Annotated in this window: 15 protein-coding genes; 6 read left to right on the forward strand and 9 right to left on the reverse strand. The window is 65.8% G+C overall.

The window, feature by feature from the left end; all coding sequences use genetic code 11:
- The 4 genes from ACIQ67_RS07770 to ACIQ67_RS07785 all read right to left on the reverse strand — a co-directional run.
- A partial coding sequence (locus tag ACIQ67_RS07770; protein WP_397533790.1) for a type II toxin-antitoxin system ParD family antitoxin occupies positions 1-223 on the reverse strand: 223 nt, incomplete at its 3' end.
- Between the two features lie 61 nt (positions 224-284).
- Positions 285-593 (reverse strand): P-II family nitrogen regulator, encoded by a 309-nt coding sequence (locus ACIQ67_RS07775; protein WP_397533791.1) that lies wholly within the window; start codon positions 591-593, stop codon positions 285-287.
- A complete protein-coding gene (locus ACIQ67_RS07780) occupies positions 590-1,543 on the reverse strand; it encodes a sodium-dependent bicarbonate transport family permease (protein WP_397533792.1) in 954 nt (317 codons plus the stop codon). The genes ACIQ67_RS07775 and ACIQ67_RS07780 overlap by 4 nt, the downstream gene beginning before the upstream one ends.
- 99 nt (positions 1,544-1,642) lie before the next feature.
- Positions 1,643-2,536, reverse strand: coding sequence for a LysR family transcriptional regulator (locus ACIQ67_RS07785; RefSeq protein ID WP_397533793.1), 894 nt, complete (start codon positions 2,534-2,536; stop codon positions 1,643-1,645).
- Between the two features lie 144 nt (positions 2,537-2,680).
- Between ACIQ67_RS07785 and ACIQ67_RS07790 the strand changes: the two genes are divergently transcribed.
- Complete coding sequence (locus ACIQ67_RS07790) at positions 2,681-3,859, forward strand: acyl-CoA dehydrogenase (protein WP_397533794.1); 1,179 nt, start codon at positions 2,681-2,683, stop codon at positions 3,857-3,859.
- Between the two features lie 16 nt (positions 3,860-3,875).
- Positions 3,876-4,769 carry a delta(1)-pyrroline-2-carboxylate reductase family protein gene (locus ACIQ67_RS07795; RefSeq protein ID WP_397533795.1) on the forward strand — a complete coding sequence of 298 codons (894 nt, stop codon included), beginning with the start codon at positions 3,876-3,878 and terminating at the stop codon, positions 4,767-4,769.
- Positions 4,770-4,774: 5 nt separating this feature from the next.
- Here ACIQ67_RS07795 and ACIQ67_RS07800 read toward each other — a convergent pair whose 3' ends face one another.
- Positions 4,775-5,425 carry a C40 family peptidase gene (locus ACIQ67_RS07800; RefSeq protein WP_397533796.1) on the reverse strand — a complete coding sequence of 217 codons (651 nt, stop codon included), beginning with the start codon at positions 5,423-5,425 and terminating at the stop codon, positions 4,775-4,777.
- A 328-nt stretch (positions 5,426-5,753) separates the two neighbouring features.
- On the opposite strand from ACIQ67_RS07800, the gene ACIQ67_RS07805 reads away from it, so the two are divergent.
- The 3 genes from ACIQ67_RS07805 to mdtD all read left to right on the forward strand — a co-directional run bounded on the left by ACIQ67_RS07805 (position 5,754) and on the right by mdtD (position 11,479).
- A complete protein-coding gene (locus ACIQ67_RS07805; RefSeq protein WP_397533797.1) occupies positions 5,754-7,652 on the forward strand; it encodes a propionate--CoA ligase in 1,899 nt (632 codons plus the stop codon).
- 180 nt (positions 7,653-7,832) lie between these two features.
- A complete protein-coding gene (locus ACIQ67_RS07810; RefSeq protein ID WP_397533798.1) occupies positions 7,833-9,812 on the forward strand; it encodes a M3 family metallopeptidase in 1,980 nt (659 codons plus the stop codon).
- Between the two features lie 218 nt (positions 9,813-10,030).
- On the forward strand, positions 10,031-11,479 hold the full coding sequence (mdtD, locus tag ACIQ67_RS07815; RefSeq protein WP_397533799.1) for a multidrug transporter subunit MdtD: 1,449 nt from the start codon (positions 10,031-10,033) through the stop codon (positions 11,477-11,479).
- A 118-nt stretch (positions 11,480-11,597) separates the two neighbouring features.
- Here the strand turns inward: mdtD and ACIQ67_RS07820 are convergent, their stop codons facing one another.
- The 4 genes from ACIQ67_RS07820 to ACIQ67_RS07835 all read right to left on the reverse strand — a co-directional run bounded on the left by ACIQ67_RS07820 (position 11,598) and on the right by ACIQ67_RS07835 (position 15,401).
- A complete protein-coding gene (locus ACIQ67_RS07820; RefSeq protein ID WP_397533800.1) occupies positions 11,598-12,437 on the reverse strand; it encodes an HAD family hydrolase in 840 nt (279 codons plus the stop codon).
- Entirely contained in the window at positions 12,434-14,146 is a 1,713-nt protein-coding gene (locus ACIQ67_RS07825; protein ID WP_397533801.1) for a PhoH family protein, read from the reverse strand. Before ACIQ67_RS07825 ends, ACIQ67_RS07820 begins: the two co-directional genes overlap by 4 nt.
- Positions 14,147-14,430: 284 nt before the next feature.
- Positions 14,431-14,910: a peroxiredoxin gene (locus tag ACIQ67_RS07830; protein ID WP_397533802.1), complete on the reverse strand. Its 480-nt coding sequence runs from the start codon at positions 14,908-14,910 to the stop codon at positions 14,431-14,433.
- A gap of 116 nt (positions 14,911-15,026) precedes the next feature.
- Complete coding sequence (locus ACIQ67_RS07835) at positions 15,027-15,401, reverse strand: Mth938-like domain-containing protein (protein WP_397533803.1); 375 nt, start codon at positions 15,399-15,401, stop codon at positions 15,027-15,029.
- A gap of 135 nt (positions 15,402-15,536) precedes the next feature.
- Between ACIQ67_RS07835 and ACIQ67_RS07840 the strand changes: the two genes are divergently transcribed.
- Positions 15,537-16,763, forward strand: a complete 1,227-nt coding sequence (locus tag ACIQ67_RS07840) for a pyridoxal phosphate-dependent aminotransferase (RefSeq protein WP_397533804.1) — start codon at positions 15,537-15,539, stop codon at positions 16,761-16,763.
- Positions 16,764-16,842 lie beyond the last annotated feature (79 nt).

The following is a 16,842-nucleotide window of genomic DNA, read 5'->3' on the forward strand; positions in this document are numbered from 1 at the left end:
CTTGCACGCGCTGGCGCAGGCTGTCGAAGTAGGCCGCGTCGGCCACGGCGGCGGGTGCCGACGCGGCGCCGGCCATCAGCAGGCCGCGCAGCTGCAGTCGGTCCTGGTCCTTGCGAATCAGCTCGCGAACATATTCGCTGCTCGTGCCGTAGCCGCGCTGGCTGACCTGTTCGTCCACAAAGGACTTCAGGCTGTCGGGCAGGGAGATGTTCATCGTGCTCATGCTCTCAGGATAGAAGTCTTGGCAAAAAATGGCAAGATCACTGTCCTTGACGCCGGCATGCTCAGTAGCGCTCCGCGCGCAGCACGCTCACCGCGCTGAAATACATCACCACGCTGTAGTCCGCGGCGTACTTGGCCAGCACGGCGTCGGCGATGGCCTCAGCCACTGCCGGCTCGCAGATCACCTTGATCTCGATGGTGCGGTTGGCCTCCCAGTCGCCGTCGCGCTCTCCTTCCGGAAACGCACCGCGTATCTCGCTGATGGTCCAGACATGGGCCCGATGGCGCTTCAGCTCGGCCAGCAGCCGGGGCTCCAGGGCAGCCTCGGCCACCAGCGTGAGTTTGGTCTTGGGGTGGTGCTTGTTGTTCATCGCGTGAAGTAGGGCGCCAGATGCAGGTACAGCGGAATGCCCACCAGCAGATTGAAGGGGAAGGTCACGCCCAGTGCACAGGCGATGGACAGGCCGGTATTGGCCTGCGGCACGGCCACGCGCAGTGCAGCCGGGGCGGCGATATAGCTGGCACTGGCAGCCAGTGTGGCCAGCAGGGCCACGCCACCGACCTGCAGTCCTAGCAGCATGCCGGTGGCCGCGCCGGCCAAGGCCAGCACCGGGGGCAAGGCGCAGCCCACCAGCACCAGCTTGATGCCGTGGCGCTTGAGCGCGCCCAGTTGGCCACCCGCGACCAGGCCCAGCTCCAGCAGGAACAGCGCCAGCACACCCTTGAAGGGATCGAGGAAGACGGCCTTGATCGGGGCCACGCCGGCGTCGCCAGCCACTGCACCGATCATCAGGCCGCCCATCAGCAGCAGCACGCTCTTGCCCAGCAGCACCTCATGGGCCAGCAAGCCCCAGCGTATGCGCGAGCCGCTGCCGGCATCAGCGCGCTTGAGGGCCAGACGGGCCAGCACGATGCCCACCACCAGGCCTGGTGCCTCCATCACTGCAACCCACAGCGCCGCATGCGACTCATACGGCAGGCCGGCGCGCTGCACCGCGGTCAGGGCCACGGCGAAGGTCACCACGCTGACCGAGCCGTAATGGGCGGCCAGGCCTGCCGCATCCACAGGCTTGAGGCCGGCCAGGCGCAGCAGAGGCGTGACCACCAATGGCACCAGGGCACCCAGGATGACCACCGCCAGCACCTGGGGCAAAAGGTCCATCAGCGGCTGGCGACTGAGTTCCAGCCCGCCCTTGAGCCCGATGGCGAGCAGCAGATAGATGGTGAGGGTTTCATACAGGGCTTCGGGCAGGCGCAGATCACTTTTGACCAAGCGCGCGAAAACCCCCAGGGCGAAAAACAAGACGACGACATCAAGCATGGGGAGGCATTGTCGCAAAGCCGGGAAGCGCAACTGGAAACGTCAGCCTGCAGGGAACTGACAGGGGCTTGCGGCGGCCCGCACCCCCGCGACCTTGGATCAGCTGCCCGGCCGTGCCGCCAGAAAGGCATCCCGCAGTGCCGGTGCTGAATCCCTCCGCCAGGCGGCAAACACCGCCGAGGCCTCGATGGATTCCGCCAGCGGCTTGAACACCGCGCCCTGGATGCCGGCCTGCTTGAAGGCGGCCGGCACGATGGAGACTCCCAGGCCCTGGCCCACCAGCGAGACGACCGAGAGCCAGTGCCGGCCCTCGTGCTGCAGGCGCGGGTAGAAGCCCTGCTTGCGGCACATCTCGATGATGCGGGCGTGGTAATCCGGCGAGCCTTTGCGCGAGAACAGGATGAAGGGCTGGTCGCTCAAGGCTGCCAGCGCCACCTGGCGCTTGGCAGCCATCTTGTGGTTGGCAGGCAGACAGGCCAGGAAGGGCTCGCTGTAGAGGGGCCGGCTGTCCAGCCCGGGCGGCAGGCGGTCGGTGTGCAGCAGTGCCAGGTCCAGCTCCTCGTGCAGCAGGGCCTCGATCTGGTCCTGCGAGTTCAACTCCACGACGACGACTTCCACCTTCGGATAGCGAGACTGGAAGTCCTGCAGCCAGCCGGCCAGACCATGGAAGAGGGTGGAGCCGACAAAGCCCAGGCGCAGTCGGCCCACTTCGCCGGCCTGTACCTCGCGGGCCAGTGCGCAGGCGTCCTCGGCGCGGCTGAGCAAGGACTGGGCGCTGAGCCGGAACGCCTCGCCCGCGGGCGTCAGGCGCACGCCCTTGCTGTCGCGGTCGAACAGGCGCGCGCCGACATTTGCCTCAAGCTGCTGGATGGCGACCGACAGCGGCGGCTGCGAGATTGCCAGGCGCTGCGCGGCGCGGCCGTAGTGCAACTCCTCAGCCAACGCAATGAAGTAGCGCAGATGACGGAATTCGAGGCGGCTGGCGAGACTCATAGTTGTTGCGAATCGTCGGAGTGGAATTCCGAATTGGACACGAATCGTCGCACACGGAATACTCCAGGCCAGCGCTACGGTCCGAACAGCTTTCATCTGTGCGGGCCGGGCACCACAGATTCACGCATGCAGGAGATCTTCACCATGGCCACCAAGGCAAGCTTCCACTGGGACGACCCGCTGCTGCTGGACCAGCAGCTCAGCGATGACGAGCGCGCCGTGCGCGATGCCGCACGCGTCTACTGCCAGGAGCGCCTGGCGCCGCGCGTGCTGGAAGCCTTCCGTCATGAGAAGACCGACCCGGCCATCTTCCGCGAGATGGGCGAACTGGGCCTGCTGGGCCCGACCATTCCCGAGCAGTACGGCGGCTCCGGCCTGAACTACGTCTGCTACGGTCTGATCGCCCGCGAGGTGGAGCGCGTGGACTCGGGCTACCGCTCGATGATGAGCGTGCAGTCCTCGCTGGTGATGGTGCCGATCAACGAGTTCGGCAACGAGGCCACCAAGCAGAAGTACCTGCCCAAACTGGCCACCGGCGAATACATCGGCTGCTTCGGCCTGACCGAGCCCAACCACGGCTCCGATCCCGGCTCGATGATCACCCGTGCCAAGAAGGTGCCGGGCGGCTACAGCTTGAGCGGCGCCAAGATGTGGATCAGCAACAGCCCCATCGCCGATGTGTTCGTGGTCTGGGCCAAGGACGATGAAGGCTCGATCCGCGGCTTCGTGCTGGAAAAGGGCTGGAAGGGCCTGAGCGCCCCTGCCATCCACGGCAAGGTGGGCTTGCGTGCCTCCATCACCGGCGAGATCGTGATGGACGAGGTGTTCTGCCCCGAGGAAAACGCCTTCCCTGAGGTGCGCGGCCTGAAGGGCCCCTTTACCTGCCTGAACAGCGCCCGCTATGGCATCGCCTGGGGCGCTCTGGGTGCGGCGGAAGATTGCTGGCACAAGGCCCGCCAGTACACGCTGGACCGCAAGCAGTTCGGCAAGCCACTGGCGGCCAACCAGTTGATTCAAAAGAAGCTGGCCGATATGCAGACCGAGATCACGCTGGGCCTGCAGGGCTGCCTGCGCCTGGGCCGCATGAAGGACGAGGGCACGGCCGCGGTGGAGATCACCTCGATCATGAAGCGCAACAGCTGCGGCAAGTCCCTGGACATCGCCCGCCTGGCGCGCGACATGATGGGCGGCAACGGCATCTCCGACGAGTTCGGCGTGGCCCGCCATCTGGTGAACCTGGAAGTGGTGAACACCTACGAAGGCACGCACGACATCCACGCGCTGATCCTGGGCCGCGCGCAGACCGGCATCGCCGCGTTCTGATCGCCCCCCACGCTTGATGCTGCAGCTCGACGCAGCGCAGACCCGGCAGCGCCTGCCTTATGTGGCGCTGCTGCCGGCGCTTGAGGCCGCGCTGCGCGACCTGGCGGCCGGCGCCATCCAGGCGCCCGAGCGGCACTCGCTGGCGCTCCCCGGTGGCGCCCGCTACTTGGTAATGCCCGCCGTCAATGCGCGGCTGGCGATCAGCAAACTGGTGACCGTGCACCCGAACAACCCGGCCCAGGGCCTGCCCGCGATACGCGGCGGCCTGCTGGTGACCGATGCCCGCGATGGCGCCTTGCTGGCGCTGCTGGACGGTCCTACCGTTACCGCACGGCGCACGGCGGCGCTGTCGATGCTGGGCCTGCAACGTTTTGTCCCGTTGGGCAGCGTCCGCCGCGTGGCCCTGATCGGCGCCGGTGTGCAGGCGGCTGAGCATGCGCGTGCCGTCCACGCCTTGTTTGGCGCGCAGATCACCTTGAGCAGCCGCAGCGCCGCGCGGGCCGAAGCGCTGGCCGCTGAATTGCAGGCCGAAGGCGTGGACTTGCAGCTGGCGGCCGACGCTCCCAGCGCGCTGCAAGGCGCGCAGGCCGTGATCACCGCCACCACCAGCTGCGCGCCGGTGCTGCCCGAGCAGATTGACGATGCGACGCTGATCGTCGCGATCGGCGCCTTCACGCCCCAGATGGTGGAGGTGCCGGCGGCGCTGGTGCGTCGGCGCAGCCTGGTGGTCGACACGCTGGAGGGTGCGCGCCAGGAAGCTGGTGACCTGATTCAAGCCGGCGTAGATTGGGCCGCTGTGCAGCCCTTGCTGGATGCCCTGGAGAGGCCGCCCGGCAGGCCGCTGCTGTTCAAGACCGTGGGCCACGCAGCCTGGGATCTGGCCGCCGCGGGCGTGGCGCTGGCTGACTGACCGAGCTACTGACCGATGGCGCCGGCGCTGTCCGGTAGTGCGGCCCGCCGGGCGCCGGTGAAGCGCTTGGCCCAGTAGGCTTCGCGCATGTCCTCGACCCGTACCTTCTGGCCGCTGCGCGGCGCGTGGATGAACTTGCCCTCGCCCACGTAGATCCCCACGTGTGAGAAGGTCCGGCGCATGGTGTTGAAGAACACCAGGTCGCCGGGCTTGAGCTCGTCTCGCTTGATGGTCACCAGGCTCGACAGCTTGGCCTGCTCGTCGGCGCGGCGCGGCAGCACCAGGCCCAGGCTCATCTCGAAGATATGGCGGGTGAAGCCGCTGCAGTCGAAGCCGGTTTCCACCGAGTTGCCACCGCGCCGGTAGGGCACGCCCAGGAAGTTCATGGCAGACAGCACCATCTCCGAGGCATGGTCACGGACCTGGTTCAAAAGATCCTGGTTGGCCACCTCGCCCGGGGCACCGCCCGGTGACCACAGGCCCCGGTCACGCAGAAACTTGCTGACGGCGTCGGCGCCGCCAGCGGCTGGCGCACTGGCCGCGCCTTGAGGCGCAGCCGCCGCCGTGTCACCCGGTGCGGCCATCACGCCAGCGCCGACCAGGCTCAAGACGAGCGCCAGCAGCCAGGCCCGCAGCGGATGCTGGACGGTCTTCATGGCTGGGGGGCGTGGGCCGGCGGCAAACATGGCCGGCGAGTGTCTATGGGGGCTGGCGGGAGTGTCAAGCAAGGTCGCGGTGGTCGAGGGAAAGCCCGGGTTTTCAGGGTGCAGGTCGGCAAGGGAATACCCGGATTGGACCACAGCCTGCAGGTCAACCCTCTGTTCAGGTGCTTGTTCTGGCGCAAGCATCGGTTACAGCGGCAGCGAAGCGGCATCGCGGCGGCAGCGAGGTCAGGCTATCGTCAGCCCAGAGGCATGAAATGTCACTGGTTTGAATTCATCATGAATAATTATTGGCACCAAGGCCGGTGCAGAGGTGTGAGACATGAGCAGCAGCTACGCAGAGTTCTACCGTCGCTCGATCGAGCAGCCTGACGCTTTTTGGACCGAACAGGCGCAGCTGATCGACTGGCATCAGCCCTTTACTCAGGTTTGCGACTACAGCCGGCCGCCGTTTGCCAAGTGGTTTGTCGGCGGCAGCACCAATCTGTGCCACAACGCGGTGGATCGCCACGCGGCCAAGCGCCCGGACGAGCGCGCGCTGATCTGGGTCTCGACCGAGGTCGATCAGGAGATCGTCTACAGCTTCGGTGAGTTGCAACGCGAGGTGGAGCGCATGGCCGCCATACTGCTGGAGCAGGGCGTGGGCCAGGGCGACCGCGTGCTGGTCTATATGCCGATGATCCCCGAGGCGGCCTTCGCAATGCTGGCCTGCGCGCGGATCGGCGCCATCCACTCGGTGGTGTTCGGCGGCTTTGCCAGCGTTTCCTTGGCCAGCCGCATCGACGATGCGACGCCCAAGCTGATCATCAGCGCCGATGCTGGCAGCCGCAGCGGCAAGGTCGTGCCCTACAAGCATCTGCTGGACGAGGCGATCACGCTGGCGCAGCACAAGCCGGCCGGCGTTCTGATGGTGGATCGCGGCCTGGCGCCAATGGCGCGCGTGCCCGGGCGCGACCTGGACTACGCCGCACTGCGCGCCAAGCATCTGGACGCCCGCTTGCCCTGTACCTGGCTGGAGTCCAGCACACCGAGCTACACGCTCTACACCAGCGGTACCACCGGCAAGCCCAAGGGCGTGCAGCGCGACACCGGCGGTTATGCCGTCGCGCTGGCCGCGAGCATGAAGCACATCTACTGCGGCCAGCCGGGCGAGACCTACTTCAGCACCTCGGACATCGGCTGGGTGGTCGGCCACAGCTACATCATCTATGGCCCGCTGATCGCCGGCATGGCGACCCTCATGTACGAGGGCCTGCCGATCCGCCCCGATGCCGGCATCTGGTGGAGCCTGGTCGAGAAGTACAAAGTCAGCGTGATGTTCAGCGCGCCGACCGCGGCGCGGGTGCTGAAGAAGCAGGATCCGGCCTTTCTGTCCAAGTACGACCTCAGCAGCCTGCGCGCGCTCTTCCTGGCCGGCGAACCGCTGGACGAGCCGACGGCCAGCTGGATAGCCAATGCAATCAAGAAGCCCATCATCGACAACTACTGGCAGACCGAAACCGGCTGGCCCATCCTTGCAGTCTGCAACGGCGTTGAGGCTGCGCCCACCAAGTTCGGTTCTCCGGGTAAGGCGGTTTACGGCTACGACGTGCGCCTGATCGACGAGAACACCGCCGAGGAGATCACCGAGCCGGGCAAGAAGGGCGTGATCGCGGTTGAAGGCCCGCTGCCGCCGGGCTGCCTGCAGACCATCTGGGGCGACGACGAGCGCTATGTGAAGACCTACTGGTCCGGTATCCATGGCCGCACCATGTACAGCACCTTCGACTGGGGCGTGAAGGACGCTGATGGCTACTTCTTCATCCTCGGCCGCACCGATGACGTGATCAATGTGGCCGGCCACCGGCTGGGCACGCGGGAAATCGAGGAGAGCATCTCCAGCCATCCGAACGTGGCCGAAGTGGCGGTGGTCGGCGTGGCCGATCAACTCAAGGGCCAGGTGGCGATGGCTTTTGCTGTGCTGAAGGATGTGTCAGTTGCGGCGACGCCCGAGGGCGCGTTGAAGCTCGAAGGCGAGATCATGAAGCGCGTCGACGATCAGCTCGGCGCGGTGGCGCGGCCGGCGCGCGTGCGCTTCGTCAGCGTGCTGCCCAAGACCCGATCGGGCAAGCTGCTGCGCCGGGCCATCCAGGCGGTGTGCGAGGCGCGCGATCCGGGCGACCTGACCACCATCGAAGACCCGACCGCGCTGCAGCAGATCAAGGATCTTCTCAAGGCCTGACCCCGGCGCCCGGCGTACTCCGATGCGACGGCACGCGCAGCTCGCGCGGCAGACCGTGGCTCATGCTGCGTATCGCGCCGTCTGTCGCAGCACCTGCTGGCGCGGCGGGCGCCGCGCGGCACAATCGCGCGCACTGGCCCTGCAAGACTCGAGTTGGGGCCGCAATGCGATGGAGACCCCATGAATCACCAGCCCCTTCTGCTCGGCAGCCTGTTCCTGGCACTGAGCCAGCTCACGGCCCAGGCCGCCACCGGACTGCCGACGCCGGCCTTTCCCCAGTACAAGGATGCTGCCGCCATCAAGAGCGCCTGCGACAGCGGACTGAAGGCCGCCGGGCAGCGTGTGGCGCAGCTCGAGAGGCGCAAGGTCGACGGCGGCTGGTTGGCGGCCTATGACGACTTCTACACCTTCATCGAGGACACCCAGTACCCGATTGAATTCGTGCTGAACGTCCACCCCGACAAGCCGGTGCGTGATGCGGCTCAGGCCTGCTCGCTTCGCTGGGCCGATTTCAGTTCACGGCTCGGGCAGAACGCCAAACTCTATCGCGCGCTGAAGGCCGCGCCGGTGCGGGACGATATCGACCGCGAGCTGGTGCGTGTCGGCCTGGCCGGCTTCGAGGATTCGGGCGTGGCACTGCCCCCCAAGGCGCGCGCCCGGGCCAAGCAGCTGCTTGACAGGACCAGCGAGCTGAGCCAGCAGTTCGAGAAAAATGTGCGTGATGCCGCCGTCACGGTGAGCTTCACCGAGGCCGAGCTCAAGGGTGTGCCGGACAGCGTCTGGAAGGACGCTAAACGCGATGCACAGGGCCTTGTTGTGCTGGGTGTTGACTATCCGAGTTATGTGCCTGTGCTGCAGAGTGCCGAGAGTGGCGCTGCGCGCGAGCGCATGTGGCGGGCCAAGACCAATGAGGGTGGGGCAGCGAATCTGAAGCTGTTGGCCGAGGTGGTGGAGGCGCGCCAGGAATACGCGGCGCTGTTCGGCTTCAAGGACTATGTGGATTTCAGCTTGCGTCGCCGCATGGCCAAGGATGGCGCGACGGCGATGAAGTTCCTCGATGAGGTCAAAGCCGCAGTCATCGAGGGCGAACGCGCCGACCTGCTGGAGCTGCGCGCCGCCAAGGCCCAGCATCTGGGCACGCCGGTCGAGGCCACCAAGGTCGAGCGCTGGGATGCCAGCTTCTATGCCGAGCGCATCCGCAAACAGCGCTTCTCAGTCGATCAGGACGCCTTCCGCGAGTTCTTCCCGCCGCAGGAAAGCCTGCTGTTCTCGATGCGAGTGATCGAGAAGATGATGGGTGTGAAGTACACGCCGGTGAAGGCCCAGACCTGGCACCCGGAGGTGCAGGCTTTTGCCGTCAGCGAGGCCGCCACGGGCAAGCCGCTGGCCACGATGTATGTCGACCTGTATCCGCGCGAGGGCAAATACAACCATGCGGCGGTCTGGCCGCTGCGCTCCAGCAGCACCCGCATCGACCGCAAGCCGACTGCTGCGCTGGTGGTGAACTTCGACCGCAAGGGCCTGACGCTGGACGAGGTCGAGACCCTGCTGCACGAGCTGGGCCACGCGGTGCACAACAACCTGTCGGCCACGCGCTATGCCTCGCAGGGCGGAACCAGTGTGATGCATGACTTCGTCGAGGCACCGTCGCAAATGCTGGAAGATTGGGTCTACGACAAGCAGGTGCTCAAGCTGATGGCCGAGGTCTGCCCGACCTGCAAGCCGGTGCCGGATGCCATGGTGGATCAGGCCGTGGCAGCGCGCGAGTACGGCAAGGGCACGCAGGTCGGACGTCAGCATCTGTACGCCAGCTATGACCTGCGCCTGCACGTCTCGGCCAAGCCTGACCCCATGGGACTGTGGGCCGCCATGGAAGGCGCGACGCCGCTGGGCCATGTGCCGGGCACGATGTTCCCGGCTGGCTTCGGGCATCTGGTGGGTGGCTATGGTGCCGGCTACTACGGCTATCTGTGGAGCCTGGTGCTGGCGATGGACCTGCGCGGCGAGTTCAAGGCGGACAAGCTGGGACAGGCCGTCGGCGCTCGCTACCGCAACATCATCCTCGGCCAGGGCGGACAGCGCCCGGCGCCGGAATTGGTGCGCGAGTTCCTGGGCCGTGAGCCCAGCAACAAGGCCTTCTTCGACTACCTGCGCAAGTAAGGGCGGCAAACAAACCCTTCTGGCGTCGTTGCTGCATGTACTGCCTGCGCCAGGACGCCTGGCCAGAACCGCTTCGCTGGCTTTTGGCGGCCGCCCTGAGTGCGGTCGCGCGCTGACGGCGCGCGGGTGGCAGCTTCAGCCGTTCGCTCGTTTCACCATGCGCCCGCAAGGCTTCGGTCTTGCGGGCGCTTTGCCGTGCCGGCCGCGATACTGCAGCCATGCTGGCTGAGAACGAGCGTCCCCCCGTCGATGCGGCAACGCGCCGCGTCCTGCCCTGGGTGGTGGCGCTGGCCTTCTTCATGCAGACGCTGGACACCACCATCCTGAATACGGCGCTGCCTGGCATGGCGGCGGACATGGGCGAAAACCCCTTGCGCATGCAGGCTGCAGTGGTGGCCTATCTGCTCACCGTGGCGCTGCTGATTCCAGCCTCCGGCTGGCTGGCTGACCGCTTCGGCACGCGCCGCGTGTTCGTCTGGGCCATCGTTTTGTTCACGCTCGGCTCGCTGGCTTGCGCGCTCTCACCGTCGCTGAAGGCGCTGGTGGCCGCGCGGGTGCTGCAGGGCATCGGCGGCGCCTTGCTGACGCCGGTCGGCCGGCTGGCGGTGCTGCGGGTGTTTCCGAAGGACGAGTTCCTGCCGGTGATGACCTTCATTGCGCTGCCCGGACTGCTGGGCCCGCTGATAGGTCCGGCCCTGGGCGGCTTGCTGGTGCAGTACGCCAGCTGGCACTGGATCTTCCTGATCAATCTGCCGGTGGGCCTTGTGGGTGTGCTGGTGGCGCTGCGCCACATGCCGCAACTGCGCAGCGACGCGCCGGCGCCGTTTGACTGGGGCGGCTTTGCCTTGTTCAGCCTCGGTCTGGTGCTGCTGTCGCTGGCCTTGCAGGGCTTTGGCGAAGCGATCCTCAGCCCGGCTGTCTGCGTGGTGATGCTGGTGGCCGGCCTGGCCTGCGTGATGGCCTACTGGCTGCATGCGGCGCGCGCCGAGCGACCGCTGTTCAGCCGCGCGCTGTTCGCGATCCCGACCTACCGCATCGGGCTGATCGGCAATGTGTTTGCGCGCCTGGGCAGCGGCGCCACGCCCTTTCTGATGCCGATGTTTCTGCAGCTGGGCCTGGGCTACAGCCCCAGCGTGGCTGGCCTTTCGATGGTGCCCACCGTGCTGGGGGCGATGCTTAGCAAGACGCTGGCCATCCGGTTGATCCGGCGCGCCGGCTATCGCCGCGTGCTGGTAGTCAACACGCTGCTGCTGGGCCTGATGATCGCCAGCTTCGCGTTGATCGACCGGCAGACCACGCATCTGTGGCTGGCCCTGCACCTGGCGCTGTTCGGCATGATCAACAGCCTGCAGTTCACCGCGATGAACACACTGACGCTGGGCGATCTGGATGCCGTCACAGCGAGCAGCGGCAACAGCCTGCTGGCGGTGGTGATGCAGCTCTCGATGAGCTTGGGCGTGGCCACATCAAGCGCCTTTCTGCTGCTCTACTCAGGCGGCGCCGGGGTGGCGCAGGTGCATCAGGGCCTGGGCGGCGCGCTGCTGCCGGCTTTTCATGCCACCTTTGGTTCGCTCGGTGCGATGGCCGCGCTGGCGGCCTTTATCTTCTACCAGCTGCGCGGACACGAAGGCAGTCCGGATGCGCGCGACACCAGCTCACCCGACTGAACTCAGAGCGGCACACAAAACCCAGCGAAGCGGTTCTGGCTAGGCTTCCTGGCACAGGCGGTGCATGCAGGTACGGCCAGCCAGGGCAACGACGCCAGAAGGGTTTTGTGAGCCGCTCTCAGGCTCGACGCCAGTCTTGCTCGATGAAGCGCAGCACGCTGTCCTCATGGTGCGTGCCGATCACCGCATGCGCCGCGTCCTTGACGGCGTCGATCGCATTGCCCATCGCGATGCCGCGGTGCGCGGCACGCATCATCGAGACATCGTTGACATGGTCGCCGAACACGACGATCTCGCGTTCGGCCAGGCCGTAGCGCTCGGCCAGTGTGCGTATCGCCTGGTCCTTGCTGGCGCGGCGGTCGTGAACGGTCAACCAGGGCCAGTCGGGCTGGTAGAGGTCTTCGTTCAGATGCGTCTGTACCGCATCGCCGCACAAGGTCTCGATCTCGGCCTGCAGCGCCTGCAGCGGCGCATGCCGGTCGACCACCACCAGGGTCACGAGCGGGTCGCGCAATTCGTCTTGCAAGCGTGCGCTCTGGCGCAGGCGCGGGTCGCCGTTGGCGATGCGCTCATCGACAAAGCTCTGCTGGCCGGCGTTGTGCGTGCTGTGCCAGAACAGCTGGTCACCCTTGCTGCCGTGGGTGGCAATGAAGGGCATCAAGCCGTGCTGGCGCACCAGCGCGAACAAGGCCTGGCCCAGGGCCGGCTCCATCGCGTTGACGAGCTCATGCCGGGCGCTGGCCATATCGCTGATGTAGGCGCCATTGGACGAGATCACGGGCAGCGCCAGCGGCAGGCCTTCCAGCAGGCGCTGGATCGACACCACATGGCGCGCGCTGGCCACCGTGAAGGTGAGCCCCTCCCTGAGCAGCCGCGTCAGGCCGGCGCGCGTGCTCGCCGAGAGCTGCCCTTGCGGATCCAGCAGCGTGCCGTCCAGGTCGCTGACATACAGCGTCACAGCACTTCGGAAGCGAAGTCCGCTAGACGCGAGCGTTCGCCACGGGCGAGCGTCACATGTCCGCTGTGGGCCCAGCCCTTGAAACGGTCGACGGCAAAGGTCAGGCCCGAGGAGCCTTCGGTCAGATAGGGCGTGTCGATCTGCGCCAGGTTGCCCAGGCAGACGATCTTGGTGCCCGGGCCGGCTCGGGTGATCAAGGTCTTCATCTGTTTGGGCGTCAGGTTCTGCGCCTCGTCGATGATGACGTACTTGTTCAGGAAGGTGCGGCCGCGCATGAAGTTCAGGCTCTTGATCTTGATCTTGCTGCGCACCAGATCATTGGTCGCGGCGCGGCCCCATTCGCCGGCGCTGCCATCGCCACGGGCCAGCACTTCCAGGTTGTCGTCCAGCGCGCCCATCCACGGGCCCATCTTCTCTTCCTCGGTACCCGGCAAGAAGCCGATGTCCTCACCCACCGGCACGGTGACGCGGGTGACGATGATCTCGCTGTAGCGGCGCTCGTCCAGCACCTGCTGCAGGCCGGCGGCCAGCGTCATCAAGGTCTTGCCGGTGCCGGCGGTGCCTGTCAGCGTGATGAAGTCGCAATCCGGGTCGGTCAGCAGGTTGAGCGCGAAGTTCTGCTCGCGGTTGCGTGCGGTGACGCCCCAGACGGAATTCTTCTGGTGGCCGAAATCCTTCAGCGTGCGCAGCACCGCGCTCTTGCCTGTGATCTCGGTGACCTTGGCATACAGCGGTGCCGAGCCGGGTGCTTCCAGATACACGAACTCGTTCACCAGCAAGGAGGGCACCAAGGGACCGCTGATGCGGTAGTAGGTGGTGCCGCCCTGCTGCCAGCTTTCCATGGTCTTGCCATGGCGCTCCCAGAAATCGGCGGGCAGGGCCTGAACGCCGGTGTAGAGCAGGTCGCTGTCTTCCAGGGCCTTGTCGTTGCGGTAGTCCTCAGCCGCCAGGCCCAGGGCACGGGCCTTGATGCGCATATTGATGTCCTTGGACACCAACACCACCTCGCGGCCGGGTTGAAGGTTCTTGAGCGCCTGGACGACGCCGAGGATCTGGTTGTCTGCCTTGCCCTGCGGCAGCCCGACGGGCAGCGGCGTATCAAGCAGCTGGGTCTGGAAGAACAACTTGCCGCCAGCTTCGCGGTGGCCGGTATGCGCCAGCGGCAGGCCCTTGGCCATCTCTTCGAGCGTGCTGCTCTGCAGGCTGGCGGCCAGGGCGTCGAGTTCGCGGCTGACCTGGCGCACATTGCGCGCCACTTCTGACATGCCCTTCTTGTGACCGTCCAGCTCTTCGAGCGTGATCATGGGCAGATAGATGTCGTGTTCCTCGAAGCGGAACAGGCACATCGGGTCATGCATCAGCACATTGGTGTCGAGCACGAAAAGCTTGGGCGCCTCCAGGCTCCTGGGCTTGCTGCTTCTGGCGGCTTTTGCCTTGGGCTTCTCAGTGGCTGCTGCCACAGGGGCTGGCGTGCTCGCCTGACGCGCGGGAAATGCCGTCTGGGCCAGCTGCGCTGGCGTGACGGGCTTGGCCGTGGCGCTTCGCTCTGACTTGACCGGCCTGGAGCGGCTGCTTGCCTCTGCAAGTGGCGCCGGCGATGGTACTGCTGCCGGGCGGGGTGTCGGGGCTTTGCTGACGGCCGGCGTCGCGGCAAAGGCAGTAGCGTCTAGGCGGCTGGCGCGTTTGGTCGGGGGCTTGGGCAGAGGCATGAGGCGTCGGTCAAGGCGCAGGACTGCGCTGTCGTTGGCGGAAGAACGCGCCCTGAAGGCCCTGAAAAGCAAAAAGCCGCAAAGACGGCGACTTTGCGGCTTCTGGGGCTGACTGCAGGGCGCTGGGGCATGAACTCATTATGCACAAAGCGTGCTGGCGGACGATGGCGACCGATGTGCGCAGCGGAGATGCAACAAAGCCGGCTGGGATGGTCTTCCGAGCCAGCTTCGCGTGGATACTGCGGGGCTGCGCCCGCCAGGCATTTGGAGGCTGAAAGGGCCGTTCAGGCCGCTTCCTTCTTCAGGGCCTTGACGGCCTTCAGCACTTCGTCGACATGGCCGGCCACCTTGATGCCGCGCCATTCAGCGCGCAGCACGCCGCCTGCGTCGATCAGGAAGGTCGAGCGCTCAATGCCCTTAACCTTCTTGCCGTACATGATCTTGTTCTTGACCACGCCGAACATGTGGCAAAGCTTCTCTTCGGTGTCGGCGATCAGTTCGAAAGGAAGCTCAAGGGTCTGCTTGAACTTGTCGTGCGACACCATATTGTCACGCGACACGCCGAGCACCACGGCGCCGGCCTTCACGAAGTCCTTGTGACGGTCGCGAAACTGCATGGCTTCGGTGGTGCAACCCGGCGTGTTGTCCTTGGGATAGAAGTACAACACCACGGCTTGACCCAGGAAGGAATGCGGTGTGAACTTCAAGCCGCCGGTGGCGAGAGCTTCAATTTCCGGAAGGGGTTTGTTGAGCGCTGGCGTCATGAGGCGTTCTATAGGAGAGGGTGCCCGGCTGGGCATAGCCCGGGATTATACGTTGAACGCGAAGGCGCCCCGGCCAGCCCAGGGTCGCCCTTTGGAGGGATGCGAAGCGTCTGTGTTCAGGCCTCGATCAGCAAGGCCGCAAGAACCGAGCGCCCTTCGCTGGAGAGCACGTTGTAGGTCCGACAGGCCGCAGCCAGATCCATGGTTTCGATGCCGATGCGGGCCGAGATCAGGCCGCGATACAGCGCTGGCCGTGCAAACCTCAGCTTGTTGCCGCTGCCGAACACCACGAGCTCGGGCTTCAGTGCAAGCATCTGCTCGAAGTGCGCCTCATCGAGCGTCTCGAAGGCCGACACGTTCCAGGCTTGCACTGCGCCTTGCCAGGGTACGAGCAGACTGCTGGTGTGAACACGTCCGTTGACCCAGACGCGCGAGCCGTCGTGGCGTGAAATGCTGTTGCCGCCCTGCGGCTCATCGAGTTGAAACTTCATGCGCTGTGTTGCGGGCGTGGCGCCACGCAAGGCGCGGAGCTTGCGGCGTGGCGGACTGGCACTGACCCTGTGTTTAAATTCGGCGTTTTGCGGCGCAGCATAACCGCAGCCCTAATCCCCCATCCGGAGTCCGTCTTGAAGACCATCGCCAAGTCCAGCAAGCTCGCCAATGTCTGCTACGACATCCGTGGACCTGTTCTGGACAAGGCGCGGCAGATGGAGGAAGAGGGACAGAAGATCATCAAGCTGAACATTGGCAATGTCGCTGCGTTCGGCCTGGAGCCGCCGGACGAGATCGTGCAGGACATGATCCGAAACCTGCCGTCGACGGCCGGCTATACCGACTCTAAGGGCCTGTTCGCGCCCCGCAAGGCGGTGGTGCACTACTGCCAGGAAAAGAACATCCGCGGCGTCACCGTCGACGATGTCTATCTCGGCAACGGCGCGTCTGAGCTGATTGTGATGGCGCTCAACGCCTTGCTGGATACCGGTGACGAGGTGCTGCTGCCGGCGCCGGACTACCCGCTGTATACGGCCGCAGTGGCGCTGTCCGGCGGCACGCCGGTGCACTATATGTGCGACGAGCAGAGCGACTGGATGCCCGATATCGAGGACATCCGGCGCAAGGTCACGCCCCGCACCAAGGCCATCGTCATCATCAACCCGAACAACCCGACCGGCGCGCTCTACCCCGAGAGCGTGTTGCGGGAGATTGTCGAGATCGCGCGCCAGAACGAGCTGATCGTTATGGCCGACGAGATCTACGACAAGACGCTTTACGACGGTCAGACCCACACCAGCATCGCCTCGCTGGCCGACGACGTGCTGTTCCTGACCTTCAACGGCCTGTCGAAGAACTATCGTTCCTGCGGCTACCGTGCCGGATGGATGATCGTCTCGGGCGAGAAGCGCCACGCCAAGGACTACATCACCGGCCTGAACATGCTGGCCTCGATGCGCCTGTGCGCCAACACGCCGGGCCAGCTGGCCATCCAGACGGCGCTGGGCGGCTACCAGAGCATCAAGGATCTGGTCGCGCCCGGTGGACGCCTGTGCCGCCAGCGCGACCTCGCCTATGAGTTGCTGACGCAGATTCCCGGCGTTACCGTGGTCAAGCCGAAAGCTGCTTTGTATATGTTCCCCCGCCTGGACCCCAAGATCTACCCGATCGAGGACGACCAGCAGTTCGCCTACGAGCTGCTGGCCGAGGAAAAGGTGCTGATCGTGCAAGGGACGGGCTTCAACTGGACAGCCCCCGATCACTTCCGCCTGGTGTTTCTGCCGAACACGGACGATCTCCGTGATGCCATCGGCCGCATCGAGCGCTTCCTGGCGCATTACCGCAAGCGCCACACGAAATGATCCACCCCCGAAGCGCCTCCGGCGCTTCCCCTCTAGGGGGCGCACCCGGTGGCCTTGCAAAGCCAGTTCGACAGGTGCC

It is taken from the genome of Roseateles sp. (genome assembly GCF_044373315.1).
GTDB lineage: Bacteria > Pseudomonadota > Gammaproteobacteria > Burkholderiales > Burkholderiaceae_C > JACDQM01.